Origin of the sequence: Pseudomonas sp. IPO3749, from assembly GCF_013386605.1 — a bacterium.
Lineage (GTDB): Bacteria > Pseudomonadota > Gammaproteobacteria > Pseudomonadales > Pseudomonadaceae > Aquipseudomonas > Aquipseudomonas azotoformans_A.
This window is the reverse complement of the sequence record NZ_JACARN010000060.1, coordinates 87804-113221: the sequence shown is the minus strand read 5'-3', so window position 1 is coordinate 113221 and position 25418 is coordinate 87804. Positions and strand designations below refer to the sequence as shown.

At 63.1% G+C, this 25418-nt stretch carries 3 protein-coding genes; 1 reads left to right on the top strand and 2 read right to left on the bottom strand.

Features of this window, described 5'->3' with window-relative positions; all coding sequences use genetic code 11:
- Positions 1-83: 83 nt before the first annotated feature.
- Positions 84-2525 (top strand): TonB-dependent siderophore receptor, encoded by a 2442-nt coding sequence (locus HX812_RS22895; protein ID WP_038846626.1) that lies wholly within the window; start codon positions 84-86, stop codon positions 2523-2525.
- A 146-nt stretch (positions 2526-2671) separates the two neighbouring features.
- Here the strand turns inward: HX812_RS22895 and HX812_RS22890 are convergent, their stop codons facing one another.
- Both HX812_RS22890 and HX812_RS22885 read right to left on the bottom strand, forming a co-directional pair.
- Complete coding sequence (locus HX812_RS22890; RefSeq protein ID WP_256738063.1) at positions 2672-17632, bottom strand: non-ribosomal peptide synthase/polyketide synthase; 14961 nt, start codon at positions 17630-17632, stop codon at positions 2672-2674.
- A gap of 10 nt (positions 17633-17642) precedes the next feature.
- Positions 17643-25373 carry an amino acid adenylation domain-containing protein gene (locus HX812_RS22885; protein ID WP_372849486.1) on the bottom strand — a complete coding sequence of 2577 codons (7731 nt, stop codon included), beginning with the start codon at positions 25371-25373 and terminating at the stop codon, positions 17643-17645.
- Between the last annotated feature and the right edge of the window lie 45 nt (positions 25374-25418).

Here is a 25418-nt window from a genome sequence, read left to right as displayed (position 1 = left end):
CGAGTGCGAACGTCTCATATGCAGCAATGAGAATTAACCGCATTAAGTACCCATCTGCCTACACTTAAAAAGAGAAACATTCCATGCCAGTACGGCTTGCCCTCAGCCCATTGAGCACCGCAGTTTCCATGCGGCGGGCCTTGAAATTAAACGTCCTCCCCAGCGCCCTGGCCCTTGCGGTCAGCCTGCCGGTGGCGGGCTATGTTCAGGCGCAAGAGTTCGAATTGAACATCCCGGCGCAACCCTTGAATACGGCGCTGCAGGTATTCGGTCAACAGACCAACCTGCAGATCCTGTACAGCCCGGATACCGTCAAGGACAAGCACAGCAGCGCCGTCAGCGGCAAGCTGGACCCGGTGCAAGCCATCGAGCGCCTCCTGGGGGGGACCGGCGTGAGTTACAGCCTGCAAGGCAGCTCGATGATCATCAACGCACCCGGCTCCGGGACCGGCGCCGTGGAACTGGGTGCCACCCAGATCAACGCCAACCAACTGGGCACCATTACCGAAGGCACCGGCTCCTACACGCCGGGCACCATCGCCACCGCGACCAAGATGGTGCTGACGCCGCGCGAGACGCCGCAGTCGATTTCCGTCGTGACCCGCCAGACCATGGACGACTTCGGCCTGAACGGTATTGACGATGTGATGCGCCACACGCCCGGCATCACCGTCTCGACTTTCGACAGCGAACGGACCAACTACTACTCTCGCGGCTTCCCGATCCAGAACTTCCAGTACGACGGTGTACCCACCACGCGCAACGAAGGTTACTCGGCCGGCCAGACCCTCAGCGACATGGCGATCTACGACCGCGTCGAAATCCTCAAGGGCACCACCGGCCTGATGACCGGCGCGGGCGGCCCTGGCGGCACCATCAACCTGGTGCGTAAAAAACCCACCGCCGAATTCCAGGGCCACGTGGGCCTGGGTGCGGGTTCCTGGGACAACTACCGTTCGGAGCTGGACGTCAGCGGCCCACTGACCGACAGCGGCAACGTACGTGGGCGCGCCGTAGTGGCCTACCAGGACAAGCATTCGTTCATCGACCATTACGAGCGCAAGACCAATGTCTACTACGGCATCCTCGAATTCGACCTGTCGCCGGACACCCTGCTGACGGTCGGTGCCGATTACCAGGACAGTGATCCCAAAGGCTCTAGCTGGTCCGGCAGCCGCTCGCTGTTCGATGGCGTAGGTAATGAAATCAAGTTCGACCGTGGCTACAACAACGGGCCGAAATGGAGCAGCTGGGGACAATACACCCGCAGCGTGTTCGCGACGTTGGAACACGCCCTGGATAACGGCTGGATCGCCAAGGCCAACTACAGCAACCAGCTCAATGGTTATAACGCGCCACTGGGTTACGCGTCGCCGATCTCGGGGACGACCGACAGAGCGTCGGTCTATGGCTCCAAATTCACCGGCAAGACCATCAGCAACAACGGGGACTTCTATCTCTCCGGGCCGTTCAGCCTGGGGGGACGTGAGCATCAATTGGTCGTCGGCTCCTCGGTTTCGCGCTCGCATTGGGAAGGCAACGACTACTACGGCTATGAAGCGACCTATCGGGACAGCAACAACTTCCCGCTCTATGAATGGAACGGTGACAGCCTTGAACCACAATGGGGCCCGGCCCACGAGAAAGACGACATCACCCGCCAGGCGGCGGTCTACTTCTCTACACGCCTGAGCCTCACCGACGACCTGTCGCTGTTGCTCGGCTCACGCCTGACCGACTACCGCTTGACCGGTACCAACGACTCGCGTGAAACCGGCAAACTCATCCCGTATGCGGGCGTGGTGTACGACCTCAACGAAAACTTCTCGGTCTACGGCAGCTACACCTCGATCTTCATGCCGCAACAACTGCGGCCGGACCGCAACAACAAGATGGTCGAGCCCGACGAGGGCGAGAACTACGAGATCGGCTTGAAGGGCGAATTCTACGACGGTCGCTTGAACACCAGCCTCGCCTACTTCGAGATTCATGAGTCCAATCGTGCCGAGGAAGACACCGAGTACAACAACAATATGCCGGCCAACTCGCCTGTCGAGTGGGCCTACATGGGCGTCCAGGCCACGACCAAGGGCTGGGAAGCCGAGATGTCCGGTGAACTGCTGCCGGGCTGGCAAGTGCAGGCGGGTTATACCCACAAGGTGATCCGCGACGACGACGGCAAGAAGTTCTCGACCTGGGAACCACAGGACCAACTGAACTTCTACACCAGCTACAAGCTGACCGGCGCCCTCGACAAGCTGACCATCGGTGGCGGCGCCCGCTGGCAGGGCGAGGCTTGGCAGGATGTCTACAACCGTGGCAAAAGCGTGACCCAGCGTTTCTCCCAAGACCCGTACTGGCTGGTTGACGCGATGGCGCGCTACCAGATCACCAAAAACCTGTCGGCCTCGGTCAACGTCAACAACGTGTTCGACAAGCGCTACTACACCAACATCGGCTTCTACACCTCGTCCTACTCGGGCGACCCACGCAACGTAATGTTTTCGACGCGTTGGGATTTCTGATCTGACAGGCTGAACCCCAGCAACCCCCGACACCCTGCGCAGGCCCAGCCTTCGCAGGGTGTTTTTTTATGCATGAAGGTTCATGCCGCCCACAAAAAAGCCCCAGGTCACACCACGTGACCTGGGGCTTTCTGTTTTACCGACCTTTACGCCATGGCCGTCACAAAGCTGCGAACGAACTCAGCGTTATCAATGATGCGTTCATGATCCACCTCAATCATCGTTGAGCGCACCACACACCCCTGGCCGATCACCCGCTCCATGCCGGCCTCGATCAATGCCTTGTGCTGGCCCGCGCGACTCATGGCCGCCCACCAGCAGCTGACAGGCGCCTTGAGCGCCTTGAAGTCAGCCTGTTCCAGGCGTTTGAACAAGGCGCGGTCAACGTCCCAGGAAACCTGTGCTTCATTGCCATCCAGCAGCGCTTGCTTGACCTCACGGAACGCGTCACCCAGCGAACCCTCGGCCCATTCGACAAAGCGCGTCCACTGCTGATCTTCATCCTGGTTATTCACCTGCACGTCCTGCCACGCAGCCTCGATGGCTTCGGCAAACCCTGGGAACATCACGCCCAGCAGGGCCACGCGCCGCTCGTTGTCAGAGAGTTCACCCGCATCGGTGATCACCGCTGCGTCCCAGTATTGCGTGAGCCAGCGAGGCGGTGCCGAGTCGATCCAGCCGACAAACTCCACGTCCCTGCCCGCCCGTTCCAGGCCGTGCGCAACCTCTACCGCCAGGTTACCGCCCAGTGACCAGCCCGCTAGACGGAAAGGACCTTCGGGCTGGGCCTCCAGCAACTGCGCCGTGTAATCCTCAACCATGGCGGCCCATGCCGGGACTTCTGTGCCCTCCTGCGCCAACGCGCGACAGATCACACCCACCACCGGCCGCTGCTCACGCAGCGCAAGGGCCAGGGCCTTGTAGCAATGCACCGAACCGTAGCTGGGGTGGAACAGGTAAAGCGGCGTGCCCTCGGTCTGGCTGTTGAGCGGGACCAGCAACGAACTGCGCGTCGTCCCTTCCAGACAAGCGACCTGAGTGCGTACGGTCGGGTTGAGCATCAACTGGCTGACCGACAGACCGATGCCGCTGGCCTTGCGAATGCGCTCCTTGAGCATCAATACCAACAGCGAATGCCCCCCCAACTCGAAGAAGTTGTCGTTCACACCCACCTGTTCCACACCGAGTACATCCGCCCAGATTGCGGCGATTTTCTGTTCCAGATCGGTGTGCGGCGCTTCAAATGGCTGGGTCGAGTGCGTGTCCGGCTTCGGTAGCGCCTTGCGGTCCAGCTTGCCGTTAGGGCTCAAGGGCATGTGCTCCAACAGCAGCCACTGCGCCGGCACCATGTAGTCTGGCAAGTGGGTGGCCAGGTGAGCGCTGAGGATTTCACGCCAGTCTTCACCTGGCTCCTGCAAGACCAGGTAACCCACCAGATGCTTGCCGTCCACGGCCAACACCGCAGCTTCACGTACCGACGGATGCTCCAGCAGCCGCGCCTCGATTTCACCCAGCTCAATACGCAGGCCGCGCAGCTTGACCTGATGGTCGATACGCCCGGCGTATTCGATCACGCCGTCGGTGCGATAGCGAGCCAGGTCACCGGTGCGGTACAGGCGCTCGCCCTTGACGAAGGGGTGCGCGATAAAGCGCTCAGCGGTCAACGCCGGCCGGCGGTGGTAACCCCGCGCCAGACCCACGCCGCCCAGGAACAGCTCGCCCAGCACGCCGGCAGGCACTGGCTCGAAATGGCTGTCGAGCACGTAGCAACCCAAGTTGGCAATCGGTTTGCCGATAGGCACCGCGTCTCGGCCCTCGTCCACGCACGTCCAGTGGGTCACATCGATCGCGGCTTCCGTCGGGCCATACAGGTTGTACAAGCCGGCGCGCGGCAGTTTGGCGAACACTTGCTGCTGCGCATCCACCGGCAGCGCTTCACCGCTGCACACGATGCGCTGCAGGCTGACGCAGGTCGACACCGCCGAGTCCTGCAGGAATGCCTGCAACATCGACGGCACGAAGTGCAATGTGGTGACCTGCTCTTGGTTGATCAGGCTGACCAGCTTGCCCGGATCGCGATGATCACCGGGCGCGGCGACGACCAGGCGTGAGCCGGTCATCAAGGGCCAGAAGAACTCCCAGACGGAGACGTCAAAACTGAACGGGGTTTTCTGCAACACCGTATCGCTGGCATCCAGGGCATAGGCCTCCTGCATCCAGCACAGGCGGTTGGTCAGCGCACGATGACGGTTACCCGCACCTTTGGGCTGGCCTGTGGAACCGGAGGTGTAGATCACATACGCCAGGTTCTCGCCGTCCAGGACAACACCTGGGTTGGCGTCGCTATAGCCTTCGAAACCGCTCGCCTCCAGTACCAGGGTTTCCAACCCGTGAGGAATCGGCAACTGCTCCAGCAGATGCGCCTGGGTCAACAGCAGCTTCACGCCGCTGTCATCGAGCATGTAGGCCAGGCGTTCACGCGGGTATTCCGGGTCCAGCGGTACATAGGCACCACCGGCCTTGAGCACTGCCAGCAGGCCCACCACCATTTCGATGGATCGCTCTACGGCCAGGCCCACCAGCACGTCCGGCCCTACGCCGGCGGCGATCAATCGATGAGCCAGACGGTTGGCGCGACGGTTCAGCTCGGCATAGCTCAGGCGCTGCGCACCAAACACCAGGGCCGGTGCGTCTGGCGCGAGGGCCACCTGGTCTTCGATCATCTGGTGCACGCCACGGTGCAACGGATAATCCCGCGTTGTCGCGTTCCAGTCCTCGACGATCAACTGGCGCTGAGCCGCGGGCAACGACGGCAGGTCCGCCAGGCGCTCCACCTGCGGCAGCGTCAACGCCAGCAGCAACTGCTGGAAATGCGCCGACAGGTTAACGACATCCTGCGTGTCGAACGCGGCGTGATCGTAGTTGAACTCCATCGCCAGGCGATCACCCATGGCCAGCAGTACGGTCAGCGGATAGTGGGTCTGTTCCAGGCTGTCCATCGTGCCGAAACGCAGGCCCGCCGGGGATCCCTGCTCTAAAGCCTCGGACACCGGGTAGTTCTCGAATACCAGGATGCTGTCGAACAGCGCCTCGCCGCCCAGCCCTGCCCAGCGCTGGATCTCGAACAGCGGCGTGTGCTCCTGTTCACGCAGGCGCAGGTTTTGTGCCTGCACCTGCTGCAACCAATCATCCACGCTCAGCTGCGGGCTCGGCGTGGCCACCACTGGCAGCGTGTTGATGAACAACCCCACCTGCTGTTCGATACCCGGCAATTCGGCCGGGCGTCCCGCCACCGTGGCACCAAAGGCGACGGTGTCCAGGCCGGTATGACGCTGCAACAGCAACAGCCAGGCGCTTTGCACCAAGGTATTGAGCGTCACCTTGTGGCGCTGGGCAAACGCCTTGAGCTGGTCGGTGGCCGTCTGTTCCAGGGTCAGCCGGTGAATGCCATTGACCTGGGACACGTCCTGTTCGCGGGTGAGCCCACGGGACAGTCGCGTTGGCGTCTGCAAGCCCGCGAGCTGGGCTTTCCAGAAGGTCTCGCTGGTGAGTGGATCCTGTGCCTGCAACCAGCCGATGTAATCGCGATAGCGTCCGTTCGGCGCGCGTAGCGATTCGCCGGCGTATTGTTGCAGCACCTCTCCAAACAGCTGCGAAGCACTCCAGCCATCCATCAGAATGTGGTGGTTGGTGTAAATCAGGTGATGGCTGTCGATACCGGTACGCACCACGACCAGGCTCAGCAATGGCGCCTGCTCAAGCACGAAGCCATCTGCACGAAGGGTTTGCGCCAAAGCATCAAGCGCCTCACCGAGGTCTTCACGCTGCTGCCAATCGTGCTCGACCAAAGGCACCTGGGCCGTCTTGTAAACCACCTGCAACGGCTGCTCCAGTTCGGTCTGCCAGAGGAACCCGGTGCGCAGGATGTCGTGGTGCTCCAGGGCGACCTGCCAGGCCGCCTGGAAACGCGCCACATCCAGCCCTTGCACGTCAACGCGCATCTGGTTGATGTAGTCGCCCGAGCCCTGGCCGAACAGGGATTGGAACAGCATGCCCTGCTGCATCGGCGACAGCGGGTAAATATCGTCGACTTGGCTCAACGGCAACGCCAGGCCATCCAACTGAACCTGGCTCAAGCGGGCCAGTGGGAAGTCCGACGGGGTGGCGCCGGTATGTTCAGGCTGGCAGCAATGCTCGATCAGCGCCTTGAGTTCTTGCGCGTAGTCATCGGCCAACTGCTGGATGCTCGCCGAATCGAACATCTGCTGGCTGAAGCTCCAGTTCAGGTTCAGCTCACCGCCATACACCTGGCCGTTGATTTCCAGCCAGTTGCCCAACGATGCATCCGGGCTCTGGTCGCTGCCGGCGGCATCACCAGAAGGCGCAAACAAGCCCTGCTGTTCATTGCCATCAAAACTGGCATCGAATTGGCCCAGGTAGTTGAAGGTGATGCGTGGCTGCGGCAGGCGTGCCAATGCGTCACGCACATCGGGTTGGCCGAGGTAACGCAGGGCACCAAAACCGATGCCCTTGTCGGGAATCGCGCGCAGCTGCTCCTTGATGCCCTTCAATGAATCCGCCAGGGTCGAAGCCGGGGTGAGGTTTACCGGGTAGAGGCTGGTAAACCAACCGACTGTACGTGTCAGGTCGATGTCCTCGAACAGGTCTTCGCGGCCATGCCCTTCCAAGCGGATCAGGGTCGAATCGTGGCCGGTCCAGCGCCCGATCACCCGCGCCAGCGCCGTCAGCAACAGGTCGTTGATTTGAGTGCGATAGGCCGCCGGGGCGTCCTGCAGCAGGCGACGGGTATGGCTGGCGTCCAGGTGCGTGGTTGCGCTGCCGGCATGGCGGTTGCTCAGGCTCGCTCCTGGCTTGGCGCTTGGCAGGTCGGCCTCGGCGCCGTGCAATTGTGCTTGCCACCACGCCAGTTCCTGGGTCAGTGCCTCGCCTTGGGCGTATTGCTGGAGACGTTGCGCCCAGTCGCGGGTGGAACTGGTCTTGGCAGGCAATGCCACGGGGGTGCCTGCGGCGAGTTGGCGATAGGCCGTTTGCAAATCCTCCAGGAGAATCCGCCACGACACGCCATCGACCACCAAGTGATGGATAACCAGCAGCAAGCGCTGCGAACCATCGTCCAATTGAACCAGCACGGCGCGCATCAGCGGGCCCTGGTCGAGATCAAGGCTGCGTTGCGCCTCCTCGGCCAATGCCGTGAGTGCTTCAACGCCGTGCAGCGTGCTCTGCCACAACACAGTATCGGCCTGATGGTGCTCGGCCGCACGGTACAGGCCCTGCCAGCCCTGCGCGCCTTCGACAAACCGCGAGCGTAACGCATCGTGATGCACCAGCAACGCTTGCAAGGCCTGGGTCAATGTCGCGGCATCGAGGTGTTGGTGGGGCTGCAGCACCACCGATTGGTTCCAGTGGTAACGTTCGGCAATCTCATCGGCGAAGAAGGCTTGCTGGATCGGCAACAGCAACGTCTCGCCACTCAAGGCAGCCTGGCTGATGGTCAAGCCTTCGACACCCTGGCGCGCGACGCCAGCCAGGCTCTGTACGGTCTGGTGCTGGAACAGGTCCTTGGGCGTGAACCGGATGCCCGCTTGCCGTGCACGGCTGACCACCTGGATCGAGATGATCGAATCGCCGCCCAGCTCGAAGAAGTTGTCGTTCAAGCCCACCTGCGGCAAGCGCAGCACGTCGGCCCAGATGGCGGCGAGCTGTTGTTCCAGCTCGCTTTGCGGCGCCACGTAGGCTTGTTGCAACAGGCTTGCGTCCGGTTGCGGCAAGCCTTTGCGGTCGAGCTTGCCATTGGGCGTCAGCGGCATTTGCGCCAGGAACATGAAGTACGTCGGCACCATGTAGTCGGGCAGACGGGTTTTCAAGGCGCGGCGCAGGGTTTCGCGAAACTCGGTTTCGTTGGCAGGTCCAGCATTGGCCGGCACCACGTAGGCCACCAGTTGTTTGCCGGTCGGACCTTCCTGGGCGACCACCACGGTTTCGCCGACGTTGTCCTGTTCACGCAGGCGCGCTTCGATCTCGCCCAGTTCGATACGGAAACCACGGATCTTCACCTGATGGTCGACACGTCCAAGGTAATCCACCACACCATCCGGGCGGCCACGGGTCAGGTCGCCGCTGCGATACACGCGGCTACCGGGCTTGCCGAACGGGTCCGGTACAAAGCGTTCCGCCGTCAGTGCCGGACGCTCCAGATACCCTCGGGCCACGCCCTCGCCGCCCAGGTACAACTCGCCGGCCACGCCGACAGGTTGAAGATTGAGTTGCGAGTCGAGCACGTAGCCGCTGCGGTTGCCCAGCAAGGTGCCGATTGGGGCATAAACCGCGCCGCACGGATCGCCCCGGCGTGCCTTCCACAGCAATGGCGTGACCACAGTTTCAGTCGGGCCGTAGCCGTTGAACAGGTAGGTCGGCTTCAGCGCGCGCCACGCCAGGTCGTAACTGGCCTGGGCGACCGCGTCACCACCAAAGCAGTACACACGCACCTTAGGTGGGTTGCCGTCACGCTCGGCATGCTCGGCCAGCTGTTGCAGGTACACCGGCGGGAACACTGCCATGGTCACGTTGTGACGGTGCATCTGTTCGTAGGTGTATTCCGGCAGCCACAGGCTGTCGTCACGGATCAACACGCTGGCGCCGTTGATCAACGGGTGCATCCAGCCTTCGTGGGAGCCGTCGAAGGCGAACGACATGAAGTGCAGTTCGCAGTCAGACGGGCTGGTTTCATAACGCTCGCCGGTCGCGATGATGTGTGCCACCAACGGACCGTGGGACACCGCAACGCCCTTGGGCATACCGGTCGAACCCGAGGTGTAGATCACGTAGGCCAGGTTATCGCCGTCCAGTTTCACGTCGGGGTCAGTGTCGCTGTAGCCCGCCCATTCTTCAGTGCGGTCAATCGCCAGGCTGTCCAGGCCCTCGGCCACCGGCAGTTGCTGCTGCACCGCCGTGTGGGTCAACAGCAACTTCGCACGGCTGTCCTGCATCATGTACAGCAGGCGGTCACGCGGGTATTCCACGTCCAGCGGCACATAAACGCCACCGGCTTTCATCACAGCCAGGAACGCCACCATGATTTCAGCACTGCGCGGCATGGCAATCGCCACGCGCACTTCCGGGCCGACACCACGGGCGATCAGCGCATGGGCCAGGCGGTTAGCCTGGCGGTCCAGCTCGCCGTAGGTGAGTGTCTGTGCATCGAACTTCACCGCCACGGCCTGCGGGTTTTCCCGGGCACGGTCAGCGAACAGTTCATGGACCAACCGCTCAGCAGAGAAGCCCGAACCGCTGCGGTCCCACAGTTGCAGGATCTGCTGGCGCTCGGACGGATCGAGCAGGTTCAACTGGTCGATGCTCTGCTGCGGATCGGCAACCATGCCCTGCAACAGGTTCAGCCAGTGCCGGGCCATGCGCTCGATGGTCGACGCATTGAACAGGTCGGTGGCGTAACCCAGGGTGGCCCAGATGTTCTCGGCGCCCTCATGCACATCCAGGTCCAGGTCGAAATGGGCGGTCTGGCTTTCCCACTCCAACCCTTCCACCCGCAGCGTGGACAGTTGATGGGCCGTGCCGCCCAGCCGCGCTTCGGTCTGATGGTTGAACATCACTTGGAACAGCGGGTTGAGGCTCAAGCTGCGCTCGGGTTGCAGCGCCTCCACCAGTTGCTCGAATGGCAGGTCCTGATGGTCCTGGGCTTCCAGCGCGCGTTGGCGGGCCTGCTGCAACAGTTGCAACACCGAGGTCTGCTCGTCGATATCGGCCTTGAGCACCTGGGTGTTGACGAAAAAGCCCAGCAACCGCTCGGTCTCGACACGGTTGCGGTTGGCAATCGGCACGCCCACGCGCACATCTTCCTGGCCGCTGTAGCGGTGCATCAGCGCCTGGAACGAGGCCAGCAACAGCATGAACATCGTCACGCCTTCACGCTGTGCCAGGCCCTTGAGGTCTGCGACCAAGGCGGACGGCAGCTCTACAAACAGGCGCGCACCGCGATGGCTTTGCTCAGCCGGGCGCTGGTGGTCAAACGGCAGCTCGAGCACCGGTTGCTCACCGCCGAGCAACGTTTGCCAGTAGGCCAGTTGCCGTGCTTTTTCTCCGGCGTCCATCCACTCGCGCTGCCAGCGGGCATAGTCGGCGTATTGGATCGGCAGGGCCGGCAGTTGCACGGCCTGGCCCTGGCTGTAGGCGCTGTACAACTGCACCAGCTCATCGACCATGATCTGCATCGACCAACCGTCAGAGACGATATGGTGTTGCACCAGTACCAGCACGTGTTCGTCTTCACTCAGGCACAGCAGCGTGGCGCGTAGCAACGGGCCCTCTTGCAGGTTGAACGGCCGGGCGATCTCGGCCTCGACCTGCGCCTTGACCTGCGCTTCATCGCTGCGCACCGACGCAATCTCGATGCGCGCTTCTGGCAGGATCACCTGCACCGTTTGCTCATCGCCCTGATGCAAATGCGTGCGCAGGCTTTCATGGCGCGCCACCAGGGTATCGAAGCTGCGTTGCAGGGCATCCAGGTCCAGCTGCCCCTTGAGGCGCAAGGCGCTGGGCACGTGGTACGCGGTGCTTTCGGGGTCCAGCAGCCAGAGGAACCACTGACGCTCCTGAGCGTAGGACAACACCAACGGCAGATCGCGATTCGCCGGCACCAACGCAGGCGCGGCCGAACCACCGCGCTTGCCCTCGGTGTGCAGCGCGGCCACAAAGCCCTCCAGGCGCGGCTGCTCGAACAGCACGCGCAACGGCAACTCGATCCCCAGGTTATGCCGCAGGCGCGAAGCCACTTGCATGGCCAGCAACGAATGGCCACCGCGTTCGAAGAAATGGTCAGTCAGGCCAATGCGCTCGGCGCCGAGAATCTCGGCCCAGATCGCTGCCACCTGCTGCTCCAGCGCACTGACGGGCGCCACCCAGTGGTGGGTGACCTGGCTGGCGTCAGGACGTGGCAAGGCATGGCGGTCCAGTTTGCCGTTGGGGCTCAACGGCAAGCGCTCCAGGAACATGAAATGCGCCGGTACCATATAGTCCGGCAACTCATCGCGCAGGAGAGCACGAATCTGCTCGCGCAACTCTGCGTGCTCGGACGCCGGCAGAGAGGTGACCAGGTAGGCGATCAACTGCTGGTCAGCCGCAATCACCAAGGCTTCGCGCACAGTGTCTTGCGCCAGCAAGCGGGATTCGATTTCACCCAGCTCGATACGGAAACCACGCACCTTGACTTGATGGTCGATACGCCCGATGTATTCGATCACGCCGTCGGCACGGTAGCGGGCCAGGTCGCCGGTACGGTAGAGCCGCCCGCCGCCGATAGGATCAAAGGGATCGGGAATAAAACGTTCGGCGGTCAGCCCGGCCCGGTTGAAGTAACCGCGCGCCAGCAGTGGTCCGCCAATCACCAGCTCGCCGGCCACGCCCACAGGCACCGGATTCAGGCTGGCATCCAGCAGGTAGATGGCGCGACCATCCAGTACACGACCGATCGGCATCATCTGCGTGACGGCTTCGCGCCCCTCCACATACCCCGCGCAATCCAGGGCGGTGACCGTGACGGTCGCCTCGGTGGGTCCGTAGGTGTTGAGCAGCCGCACATGGCCCAGCCCGGCATCACGCCAGGAGGCCAGCCCTTCCGGCGGCATCGCTTCGCCGCCCGCGTGCACCTGGCGCAGGCGGCCGTAGTCGCGTACGCCGCGCTCGGCAAAGTCACGGGCGATCAAGTGCCAATAGGCGGTGGTCAGGTCGACCACCGAAATCTCATGTTCGATCAGTTGCGCATAGAAGGTGTCGCTGTCCCACAGCTCACCGCCGCGCACCACCACGGCCGCACCGCAGCACAGCGCCGGGTAGAGTTGCTCGACAAACCCGTCGAAATTGAACGTACCGAACTGCAGCACGCGGTCGGCGGCGGTCAGTTCGAACAGCTCGATAAACACTTCAACATGCCGCGCCAGCGAGGCCTGGTCGATGCCGACGCCCTTGGGCCGCCCGGTCGAACCGGAGGTGAACATCAGGTAAGCCAGGTTCGTGGGGAACGCACGTACGGGGGGGGTGCTGTCCGGATATTCGGCCAGCCATTCGGCGTCGGCTTCCAGGCAAATCAGCGCCAGCCCGGCGCTGATCGGCAGGCGCTCCAGCAGCGGCTGCTGGGTCAGCAGCAACTGCAAGCCGCTGTCCTCGATCATACATTGCAGGCGGTCCGCCGGGTATTGCGGGTCCAGCGGGACGTAGGCGCCACCGGCCTTGAGGACCGCCAACAGCGCAACGATCATTTCCAGCGAACGGTCCACCGCTACGCCGACCAGCCTGTCGGCAGTAACGCCCTGCTCGATCAGTTTGTGTGCCAGGCGGTTGGCGCGCAGGTTCAAGTCGGCATAGGTCATGCGCCGCTGATCCATGATCAGTGCAATCGCCTGCGGCTGGTTCACCACCTGTTGCTCGAACTTATGCAGCACGCTGCTGTGGGCGGCACGCGTCGGCTGCGGCGGGTTCCACTGGTACAGCATCTGCGCCTGCTCATCACTGCCCAGGATCGGCAGGTCAGCAACACAATGACGAGCATCGCTGACCACACTCTTCAGCAGGTTCTGCCAGTGCCCGGCAAAGCGCTGCAAGGTGCTCGCGTCGAACAGTGCGGTCGCGTAAGTCAGCGAAGCCAGCAGGCCATCGTCTGACTCTTCGGTGTCCAGGCTCAGGTCGAAGTGCGCCGTATGGCTGTCCCACGCCAGCCCTTCCACACGCAGGCCAGGCAATTGCTGGCCGTCACGATTGGCTTGGGCAGCCGACTGATGGTTGAACATCACCTGGAACAACGGGTTGTGGCTCAGGCTGCGCTCGGGCTGCAACGCCTCGACCAATTGCTCGAAGGGCAAGTCCTGATGCGCTTGTGCGCCCAGTGCCTGTTCCTTGACCTGCTGCAACAGTTGGGCAAAGGTCATGTGCCCGTCAATGTCGGCCTTGAGCACCTGGGTATTGACGAAAAAGCCGATCAGTTGTTCGGTTTCCAGGCGGTTGCGGTTGGCGATGGGCACGCCGACGCGGATATCCGACTGGCCGGTGTAGCGATAGAGCAGCGACTGGAACGACGCGAGCAACACCATGAACAGCGTGGCGCCCTCGCGCTGCGCCAAGGCACGCAAGCCCTCGACCACCGACGGTTGCAGCACCAGGTCCAGGCGTGCGCCCTGATAGCTCTGCATGGCCGGGCGCGGACGGTCCAGCGGCAGCTCCAACACAGGTTGCACATCGCCCAAGCGGGCACGCCAGTACGCCAGTTGGCGGTCCTTTTCACCCGCCTCCATCCAGCTACGCTGCCATTGGGCATAGTCGGCGTATTGAATCGGCAGATCCGCCAAGGTCGGCTCAAGGCCCTGGCTGTAGCCGGCATACAGGCTCACCAGCTCATCGACCATCACTTGCATCGACCAGGCATCCGAAACGATATGGTGCTGTACCAGCACCAGCACATGCTCGCGCTCGCCCAGTTGCAGCAGCTTGATGCGCAGCAACGGGCCGGCCTGCAGATCGAATGGCTGGGCGATTGCGTCTTCGACCAACGCCTGCAACTGGGCCGGCTCAGTCGAGCCCAGCACTTGATAGTCGATGATCGGCGCGGCTTGCCCGATCACGCGCTGGACAGTCTGGTGCGTGTCAGCGAAAAACACAGTCCGCAGGGTTTCGTGGCGCTGCACCAGGGTATCGAAGGCCCGTTGCAGGGCTACGCGATCCAGCGTGCCCTCTAGGCGCAACGCGGCAGGAATGTGATAGGCCGCGCTGCCCGGCTCCAGTTGCCAGAGGAACCACTGGCGCTCTTGGGCATAGGAAAGCAGCAACGGCTGTTCGCGATCGGCCAGAGTGATGCGCGCAACGTCGGCACCCTTTTCACCCAGCGCCTGCACAAACGCACCCAGTACCGGCTGTTCAAACAGGCTTTTGAGGGCCACGTCGATCGCCAATGCCTGGCGTACCCGTGACACCACGCGGGTCGCCAGTAACGAGTGACCGCCCAATTCAAAGAAATGGTCTTCAAGGCCAACCTGCGGCACACCCAGCACTTCGGCCCAGATCGCGGCCACTTGCTGGGCTTTCTCGCCAACCGGTGCCACGTAGCGTTTCTGCAACAGGCTGGCGTCCGGTTTCGGCAGTGCCTTGCGGTCGAGCTTGCCGTTCGGCGTCAGCGGCAGGCGCGCCAGAAACAGCATGTGCGCCGGCACCATGTAGTCCGGCAGCACGTCGCGCAACGCGGCCTTGAGTGTTTCGCGCAAGGCGCCCTGGTCGGCATCCGAGATCGCGGTGTGCGTCACCAGATACGCCAGCAGCTGGTCATTCTCGGCCATCACCACGGCTTCGCGCACGCCACGCTGCTCGCGCAGGCACGCCTCGATCTCACCCAGCTCGATTCGGAACCCACGCACCTTGACCTGATGGTCGACACGGCCGATGTACTCGACCACACCATCCACGCGATAGCGCGCCAGGTCGCCGGTGCGATACAGCCGCTCGCCATTGCGCGCAAACGGGTTGGGCACGAAGCGCTCGGCGGTCATGGCTGCCCGGCCGTGGTAACCCCGTGCCAGGCCGACGCCGCCAATCAGCAGTTCGCCACTGGCGCCGACCGGGCTTGGGGTGAGTTCGCTATTGAGGACAAACAACGAGGTGTTGGCAATCGGCCGACCGACAAAAGGCATCGGTTCAACCAGCGGGTAGGCCGCCGACCAAATGGTGGTTTCCGTCGGGCCATACAGGTTCCACACCGCGCCGCCCTGGGCGAGCATGCGCTGGGCCAGGTCGGCCGGCAACGCTTCGCCACCGCACAGGCACTTGACCCCGTGCAGCAAGGCGCGACGGTCACTGTCCAGCAACATGCGCCAGGTCGACGGCGTGGCTTGCACCACGTTGATTGCCTGGGCATGCACCAGATTCAGGATCGCCTCAGGGTCCTGGGACACCGCCTTGTCCGCCAGTACCACGGTGGCACCTACCGACAGCGGGACGTACAGCTCAAGGGCGAAAATATCGAAGGAGAACGTAGTCAGCGACAGCAGGCGCACGCTGGCGTCGATGTCCAGGGTCTGCGCCATGCCCAGGGTGAAGCTGCCCAGGGCGCCATGGCGCACCATCACCCCCTTGGGCTTGCCGGTGGAGCCGGAGGTATAGATCACATAGGCCAGGTGTTCGCCGCTCAGCTCGACCTGCGGGTTGTCACTGCCGTAGCGCGCATCCTCCTGCTCGCTGATGAACAGCAGCTGCTGGTCGGCTGCCAGGGGCAGGCGCTCGTGCAGGTCGCCGGCGGTCAACAGGACCTGTGCGCGACTGTCTTGGAGCATGAACGCCAGCCGGTCGGCAGGGAACTGCGGGTCCAGCGGCACATAGGCGCCGCCGGCCTTGAGGGTCGCCAGCAACGCCAACACCATGTCCACCGAACGATCCAGGGCAACGGCCACCAGCACGTCCGGGCCTACACCCGCCGCACGCAGGCGATGGGCCAGGCGATTGGCACGCTGGTTCAGTTCGGCGTAACTCAGCGCCTGGCCATTGCAGAGCAGCGCCGTTGCGTCCGGACGCATCTGTGCCTGGGCTTCAAACAGCCGATGCACCCCCACATCCTGCGCGAATGCCTGGTGTGTGTCGTTCCAGGTGTGCACCAGTTGCTGCCATTGCGCATCGTCCAGCAATGGCAACTCGCCGACGCGGCCGTTGCAATCCTGCACCACCTGGTGCAACAGACGGTGCCAGTGCGCAAGGAAACGCTCCAGGCCCGGTGCGTCAAACAGGTCGGTGGCGTAGGTCAGGGATGCGTGGATGCCGTCAGCCGACTCCTGGGTGTCGAGGTTGAGATCGAACTGCGACGTCTTGCTGTCCCACTCCAGCCCCTGCACCTGCAGGCCCGTGACGCTGCCGCCAGCGCGCTGGGTGTCGGTCTGGTGGTTGAACATCACCTGGAACAGCGGGTTGTAGCTCAGGCTGCGCTCCGGCTGCAGTGCTTCCACCAATTGTTCGAACGGCAAGTCTTGATGCGCCTGGGCCTCGACCGCACGCTGGCGGGTTTGTTGCAGCAGCTCGCGGAACGTCATCTGGCCGTCGAAATCGGCCTTGAGGATCTGCGTATTGACGAAGAAGCCGATCAAACGCTCGGTTTCTACCCGGTTACGGTTGGCCACCGGCACACCGATGCGGATGTCGCCCTGGCCGCTGTAGCGATGCAGCACGGCCTGGAACGACGCCAGCAGCAACATGAACACCGTCACGCCTTCGCGTTGCGCCAGGCTTTTGAGACCCGCCACCAGCGACGTTTCAAGTGTCAGGTCGAGCCGCGCCCCGCGGTAGGTCTGCACCGCAGGGCGCGGTCGGTCCATCGGCATTTCCAGCACCGGTTGCTCGCCACCGAGCATGCCGGTCCAATAGCCCAGCTGGCGCTCGCGCTCACCCGCCTCCATCCAGCTGCGTTGCCACAGCGCGTAGTCGGCGTACTGGATCGGCAAGGCCGGCAATTGCAGGTCCTGCCCCTGGGCATGGGCGGCGTAGAGCTGGACCAACTCGTCGACCATGACCTGCATCGACCAGCCATCGGAAACGATGTGATGCTGTACCAGCACCAGCACATGTTCCTGGGGCGCCAGGCGCAACAGCTTGACCCGCAACAGCGGGCCTTGCTGCAAATCGAACGGCTGGGCGATTTCAGCCTCCACCAGGGCCTTGAGCTGTGACTCCTGAGCATCGACCAGCGCGATGTCCACCCGCGCCTGCTCGGCAATCACCTGCAAGGCGCTGTCGCCCTCTTCCTGCAAATGCGTGCGCAGGCTTTCATGGCGCATCACCAGCGTGTCAAAACTGCGCTGCAGCGCGGCCACATCCAAGTGGCCGGTCAGGCGCAGCGCCCTGGGCACATGATAGGCGGTGCTTTGCGGCTCCAGTTGCCACAGGAACCACTGGCGTTCCTGGGCATAGGAGAGTCGAAGGGGTTCGCCTTCCTGGCGCTTGAAAACCGGGGCAATCTCAAACAGGTTGATGCCTTGCTGCTTGAGCATTACCGCCAACGCTTTCTTTTGTTGCGCCGAAAGTGACCCTACCGACTCGATTAATGCTTGCACGCCACGCCCCTCAGGAAATCAATTTATCCAAATCTTCTGCTGATAGACGTTTGAGGGCCTCCAAGGATTTAGCCAATGCGTCCTGCACCGGCGAATTATTTGTCTGCTGGGCCGCTACATGGGCACTGAACTCGGCCAGGGTCGGCGTGGTGAAGATCGATTTGACGTCGAATTCGGCGTGCAACTGCTCGCGCAAGCGCACCACCACTTGGGTGGCCAACAGGGAATGCCCGCCCAGTTCGAAGAAGTTGTCGTGCAGGCCTACCCGCTCCACGTCCAGCACTTCGGCCCAGATGGCGGCGATCTGCTGCTCCAGTTCGCTGTTCGGGGCGACGTATTCCCGGGCCTGCAAACTGGCGTCCGCCTTCGGCAGGGCCTTGCGGTCCAGCTTGCCGTTGGGGCTCAGGGGCATCTGCTCCAGCAGCATCCACTGGGCCGGGACCATATAGTCCGGCAGCTGTTGCGCCAGGTGGGCGCTCAACACATCGCGCCAATCGTCACCGGCGTTTTGCAGCACCAGGTAGCCCACCAGGAACTTGCCATCCACCGCCAGCACGGCGGTCTCCCGCACCCAGTCGTGCTCCAGCAGGCGCGCTTCGATTTCGCCCAACTCGATGCGCAGGCCACGTAGCTTGACCTGATGGTCGATACGCCCGGCGTACTCGATCACACCGTCTTCGCGGTAGCGCGCCAGGTCGCCCGTGCGGTACAGGCGCTCGCCCTTGACGAACGGGTGGGCAACAAAACGCTCGGCAGTCAGTGCCGGACGGCGATGGTAACCTCGCGCCAGGCCGATGCCGCCCAGGTACAACTCACCCAGCACACCGACGGGGACAGGTTCGAAGTTGCTGTCGAGAATGTAGCAACCGAGGTTGGCAATCGGGCGGCCAATGGGCACCGCATCGCGGCCTTCATCGACACAGGTCCAGTGGGTCACGTCGATGGCGGCTTCGGTCGGGCCGTACAGGTTGTAGAGCCCGGCCTGGGGCAACTTGGCGAACACCTGCTGCTGGGCATCCACCGGCAAGGCTTCGCCGCTGCACACGATGCGGTGCAGGGTGTGACAGGTCGCCACCGTCGGGTCTTGCAGGAAGGCCTGCAACATCGACGGCACAAAGTGCAGCGTGGTGACCTGCTCTTGGTTGATCAGCTTGATCAACTTCGCCGGATCGCGGTGATCCCCCGGCGCGGCCACCACCAGGCGCGATCCGGTCATCAATGGCCAGAAGAACTCCCACACCGACACATCGAAGCTGAACGGGGTCTTTTGCAGCACCGTGTCGCTGACGTCCAGGCCATAAGCCTCCTGCATCCAGTGCAGGCGGTTGGCCAGGGCTGAATGGCGGTTGCCGGCGCCTTTGGGTTGGCCGGTGGAGCCTGAGGTGTAGATCACGTAGGCGAGGTTTTCGCCATGCACCACGACTTCAGGATTGGCGTCGCTGTAGCTTTCGAATGTGGCTTCACCCAGCACCAGGCTATCCAAGCCTTGCGGAATCGGCAGTTGCTCAAGCAGATGTGCCTGGGTCAGCAGCAGTTTCACGCCGCTGTCATCGAGCATGTAGGCCAGGCGATCACGCGGGTATTCCGGGTCCAGCGGCACATAGGCGCCACCGGCCTTGAGTACGGCGAGTAGACCGACCACCATTTCGATGGAACGCTCCACGGCCAGGCCCACCAGCACGTCCGGGCCCACACCCGCTTCGATCAGGCGATGAGCCAGGCGGTTGGCACGACGGTTCAGCTCGGCGTAGCTCAAGCGCTGCTCGGCAAATACCAATGCCGGGGCGTGCGGCGTGCGCGCCGCCTGCTGCTCGATCAGTTGGTGCACACAGTGCTGCAACGGGTAATCCCGCGCCGTGGCGTTCCAGTCAACGACCACTTGTTGGCGTTCCGCCACCTCCAACATCGCCAAGTCGCCCAGGCGTTGTTGGTCGCCGTCGAGCATGGCTTGCAGCAGGTTGACCAGATGGCGGCCGTAGCTTTGCACCGTGCTTGCCTCGAAATGCGCACGGGCAAAGCCGAACTGCACCGACAGCGTGTCACCGACGTCCACCAACACCGTCAGCGGGAAGCTGGTTTGCTCGCGCGAATCCGGCAGGCCAAAACGGATACCGCTGCCGCCGCTCTGCTCCAGGGCCTTGGACACCGGGTAGTTTTCAAACACCAGGATATTATCGAACAAGGCCTCACCGCCCTGCCCGGCCCAGCGCTGGATATCGTACAGCCCGGTGTGTTCATGCTCACGCAACGCCAGGTTCTGCGCCTGCACCGCTTGCAGCCAGTCGGCCACGGTCTGCTGGGCATCCACCGCACAGATCACCGGCAAGGTGTTGATGAACAGCCCAATCTGCTGCTCCACCCCCGCCAACTCTGCCGGGCGACCGGCCACGGTGGCACCGAAAGACACCACCGACTGCCCACTATGGCGCTGCAACAGGACCAGCCACGCCGCCTGGATCAGGGTGTTGAGCGTGACCTTGTGATTGCGCGCGAAGGCTTCAAGCCGTTCAGTCAGTGCGCGATCCAGGCTGAGCTGATGCTCGCCATGCCCGTCCGCCGCCGTCGGCTGGCTGCTGCCCAGGCGCGTTGGTGCTTGCAGAACGCTCAGTTGTTCGCGCCAGAAGGTTTCAGTCGCTGCGCCATCACGCTGTTGCAGCCAGCCGATGTAGTCGCGATAACGCCCGGCCGCTTCAGGCACCGAGACACCGGCATAACGTTGCAGCACTTCACCGAACAGCCGCGAATTGCTCCACCCGTCCATGAGGATGTGATGGTGGGTGTAGATCAATTCATGGCGTTGCTCATCGGTGCGCACCAATACCAGGCGCACAAGGGGCGCCTTGGTCAGGTCGAAGCCTTGGCGGCGCTGGGCCTCCTGAAGGCTCTGCAATTCCAGCTCGCGTTCCGGCATGGCGCGCCAATCGAGGTGTTCGATGACCAAACGGGCTTCGCGGTAGACCACTTGGCAGGGCCATTCCAGCTGGCCTTCCCAGAAGAACCCGCTGCGCAGTACGTCATGGGCTTGCACTGTGGCATCCCAGGCCTGCTGGAACCGCGCCACGTCCAATCCATCGGCCGTCACGCGGATCTGGTTGATGTAGTCGCCGGCCGCCTGTTCGTACAGGGTGTGGAACAACATGCCCTGCTGCATGGGCGACAGGGTGTAGATGTCTTCAACGGCGTCGGCGGCCAGCGGCAGGAATTCCAACTGCTGCTGGCTCAAGCGCGACAACGGGAAGTCGGAGACCGTCACGCCGCTATTGCCGGGGGTGCAGCAGTGTTCAACCAAGGCCGTCAGTTCGCGGGTGAAAGCCAGACTCAAGGCTTCGATCTGTGTGGCGTCGAACATCAGCGGACTGAACGTCCACCCCATGTGCAGTTCACCGCCGTACACCTGACCATTCAACGTCAACCAGTTGCCCAGCGGCGCATCCGGGCTTTGTTCGGTGCCGGAGCTTTCTGCCGAGGGTACGAACAGCCCTTGCGGCTGGTCAAAGCTGCCGTCGATCTGGCCCAGGTAGTTGAAGGTGATGCGCGGCACCGGCAACGCGCTGAACACCTCACGCGTGGCATCGTCGCCCAGGTAGCGCAGTGCGCCGAAGCCCAGGCCCTTGTCCGGCACCGCACGCAGTTGCTCCTTGACCTGCTTGACCGAGGTGGCGAGGGATTCGGCCGGAGTCAGGCGCACCGGGAACAGGCTGGTGAACCAGCCCAGGGTGCGGGTCAGGTCGATGTCGTCGAACAGCTCTTCACGACCATGGCCTTCCAGCTGGATCAGGCTGGAGGCTTGCCCGGTCCATTGGCAGATGACGCGTGCCAAGGCGGTCAGCAGCAGGTCGTTGATCTGGGTGCGATACGCCGTGGGCGCCTGTTGCAGCAATTGCCGGGTGCGCTCGGTATCCAGTTGGCTGACCACCGTTTGGGCCAGGCGGCCCGGACGTGCGCCTTGCGGATCACGGCAGGGCAGATCCGTCGACACGCCTTGAAGCTGTTGCAGCCAGAAGGCTTTTTCCGGCTCGATCGATTCGCTGCGGGCATGCGCCTGCAAACGCTCGGCCCAGGTTTTGAACGACGAGGTTTTGGCCGGCAATTTCTGCTGGCGATACAGGCATTGCAGGTCTTCGAGGAACACCCGCCAGGACACGCCGTCCACCACCAGGTGGTGCATGACCAGCAGCAGGCGCTGGGAGCCGTCCGCCATCTCGGCCAGCACTGCACGCAGCAATGCGCCTTGTTGCAGGTCGAGGCTGCGCTGGGCGCGCTCGCACAGGGTTTGCAGTTCAGCGGCGTCCTGCACGTTGGCCTGCCATAACAGCGTTGCAGGTTGCGCATCATGCCGCGCGGTCCAGCCTTCGGCCTGCTGGCTGAAGCTCAGGCGCAACACGTCGTGGTGCTGGGTGAGCGCTTGAAGCGCAGCTTCCAATGGCTCAGCAAGAAGGGGCTCGCGCGGCGTTAGCAGCAACGACTGGTTCCAGTGATGGCGGTCCGGCAGGTCCATGTCGAAGAACAGTTGCTGGAACGGCAACAACGGCGTCTCGCCCAGCACCGGGCCCTGATCGATCACCTGTGCCGTCTGCAATTGCGCCACCCGCGCCAGGCTGCGTACCGTCTGGTGCTGGAACAGCGCCTTGGCGGTGAAATGAATACCGGCCGCCCGAGCGCGGCTGACCACCTGGATAGAGATGATCGAGTCACCGCCACGCTCGAAGAAGTTGTCGTTCAAACCCACCTGCTCGACACCCAACACGTCGGCCCAGATTGCGGCGATCTGCTGCTCCAGCGCACTTTGCGGCGCTTCGTACTGCTGAGTGGCTTCGGGTTTGGGCAGCGCCTTGCGGTCCAGCTTGCCGTTGGGACTCAGGGGCATCTGCTCCAGCACCAGCCATTGTGCGGGCACCATGTAGTCCGGCAGATGTTGACCCAGGTGCGCGCCCAACGCGTCGCGCCAGTCATCACCGGCGTTTTGCAGCACCAGGTAACCCACCAGGTATTTGCCGTCGACCGCCAGCACAGCGGCCTCACGTACCCAGGCGTGTTCCAGCAGGCGCGCTTCGATTTCGCCCAGCTCGATGCGCAGGCCACGCAATTTGACCTGATGGTCGATACGCCCGGCGTATTCGATCACACCGTTGTCGCGGTAGCGCGCCAAGTCGCCCGTGCGGTACAGGCGCTCGCCCTTGACGAACGGGTGAGCGACAAAACGTTCGGCGGTGAGCGCCGGTCGACGGTGGTAACCCCGCGCCAGACCGATACCACCCAGGTACAACTCGCCCAGCACGCCCACCGGCACCGGTTCGAAGTTGCTGTCGAGGATGTAGCAGCCGAGGTTGGCAATCGGACGGCCGATTGGCACCACATCGCGGCCTTCATCAACGCAAGTCCAGTGGGTCACGTCAATGGCGGCTTCGGTCGGGCCGTACAGGTTGAAGAGCCCGGCGTGCGGCAGCTTGGCGAAGACCTGCTGCTGGGCGTCCACCGGCAAGGCCTCGCCGCTGCACACGATGCGCTGCAGGCTCTGGCAGGTCGACACCGCCGGATCCTGCAGGAAGGCCTGCAACATCGACGGCACAAAGTGCAGCGTGGTGACCTCTTGTTGATTGATCAGGTTGATCAGCTTGGCCGGATCACGGTGATCACCCGGCGCGGCCACCACCAGGCGCGCGCCGGTCATCAGCGGCCAGAAGAACTCCCACACCGACACGTCGAAGCTGAACGGGGTCTTTTGCAGCACCGTGTCGCTGGCGCTCAGGCCATAGGCCTCCTGCATCCAGTGCAAGCGGTTGAGCAACGCCGAATGACGGTTGCCCGCACCTTTGGGCTGACCGGTGGAGCCCGAGGTATAGATCACATAGGCCAGGTTTTCGCCATCCAGGGCAATACCTGGGTTGGCGTCGCTGTAGCCGGCGTAATCGGACTCACCCAACAGCAGGGTTTCCAGGCCTTGGGGAATCGGCAACTGTTCACGCAGATGCGCCTGGGTCAGCAGCAGTTTCACGCCACTGTCTTCCAGCATGTAGGCCAGGCGCTCACGCGGGTATTCCGGGTCCAGCGGCACATAGGCGCCACCGGCCTTGAGCACGGCAAGCAGGCCGACCACCATGTCGATGGAGCGCTCCACAGCCAGCCCCACCAGTACGTCCGGCCCAACGCCGGCTTCCATCAGGCGATGGGCCAGGCGGTTGGCGCGGCTATTCAATTGGGCGTAGTTCAGGGACAAGTCGTTGAAACACAGCGCCAGTGCTTCCGGCTGCGCCAGCACCTGGGCTTCGATCAACTGGTGCACCCACTGCCCTTGCGGATAGTCGCGCTCGGTGGCGTTCCACTGACAGAGGATTTGCTCGCGCTCATGGGCGTTGAGTGTCGCCAGGTCCTGCAAAGGCAACGCGCTGTTCGCCACCGCAGCACGCAGCAGGCTCAGCCAATGTTCACCCATGCGCGCGACGGTCGCGGCACTGAACAGATCGGTGGCGTAGGTCAACGAGGCCCAGATGCCCTCGCCGCTCTCCTGGGTATCCAGGCTCAGATCAAACTGAGCGCTGTGGCTGTCCCATTCCAGGTTGGCCACGCGCAGGCCGGGTAGCTGCTGCGCGGCGGCCGTTGAATTGGCCTGGTGGCTGAACATCACCTGGAACAGCGGGTTATGGCTCAGGCTGCGCTCGGGTTGCAGCGCTTCCACCAGTTGTTCGAAAGGCAGGTCCTGGTGGGCCTGGGCTTCCAGCGCGCGGCGCTTGGTGTGCTGCAGCAACTGGGCAAAACTCATCTGGCCATCGAGGTCGGCCTTGAGCACTTGCGTGTTAACAAAGAAACCGATCAGCGATTCGGTCTCGACACGGTTGCGGTTGGCAATCGGCACGCCGACGCGAATATCCGGCTGGCCGCTGTAGCGGTACAGAAACGCCTGGAACGAGGCCAGCAACAGCATGAACATCGTCACGCCTTCGCGTTGAGCCAGGGCTTTCAACCCCTCGATCAATGCCGGTTCCAAGGCAATGTCCTGGCGCGCGCCACGAAAGCTCTGTTGCGCCGGGCGCGGTTGGTCGAAGGGCAATTCCAGTACCGGCTGCGTGCCGCTGAGCTGCTCGCGCCAGTACGCCAGTTGACGGGCCTTCTCCCCCGCTTCCATCCAGCTGCGCTGCCACAGCGCGTAGTCGGCGTACTGGATCGGCAGCGGCGCCAACGCACAGTCCTGGCCCTGGCTGTAGGCGGCGTAGAGTTGCATCAGCTCTTGCACCATCACGCCCATCGACCAACCGTCGGAGACGATATGGTGTTGCACCAGGACCAGCACGTGTTCCTCTTCACTCAGTGCGAACAAGCTGACGCGTAGCAACGGGCCTTGCTGCAAGTCGAAGGGACGGGCGATTTCAGCTTCTACCGATGCCTTGAGGTTGGCCTCGTCAACCGCGCTTTCGGCGATTTGAATCTCTGCACAGGCCAGCACCTCCTGGGCACGCTGCTCACCATCCAGATGCAGGCGCGTGCGCAGGCTTGCGTGACGTGCCACCAGAGTGTCGAAACTGCGTTGCAAGGCCGCCTTGTCCAGGCGCCCGCTCAGGCGCAGCGCGCCGGGGACGTGGTAGGCGGCACTGTCCGGGTCCAACTGCCAGAGAAACCACTGGCGTTCCTGGGCGTAGGACAGCGGCAGGTGCTGGCCGTCCTCGCGGATCGAGGCAATCGGCAACTGGGCGAAGCTCATGCCCCGGCTTTGCAGACGCTGGTAAAACTGCTCGCGCTGTTCCAGAGGCAGGCGAAGAAAGCGCGAAACCAGATCGATGTTAGGGTTGGA

Excerpts from the sequence above, each read along its gene's own strand:
- HX812_RS22895 (WP_038846626.1), top strand. The coding sequence starts at position 84 with ATGCCAGTACGGCTTGCCCTCAGCCCATTGAGCACCGCAGTTTCCATG.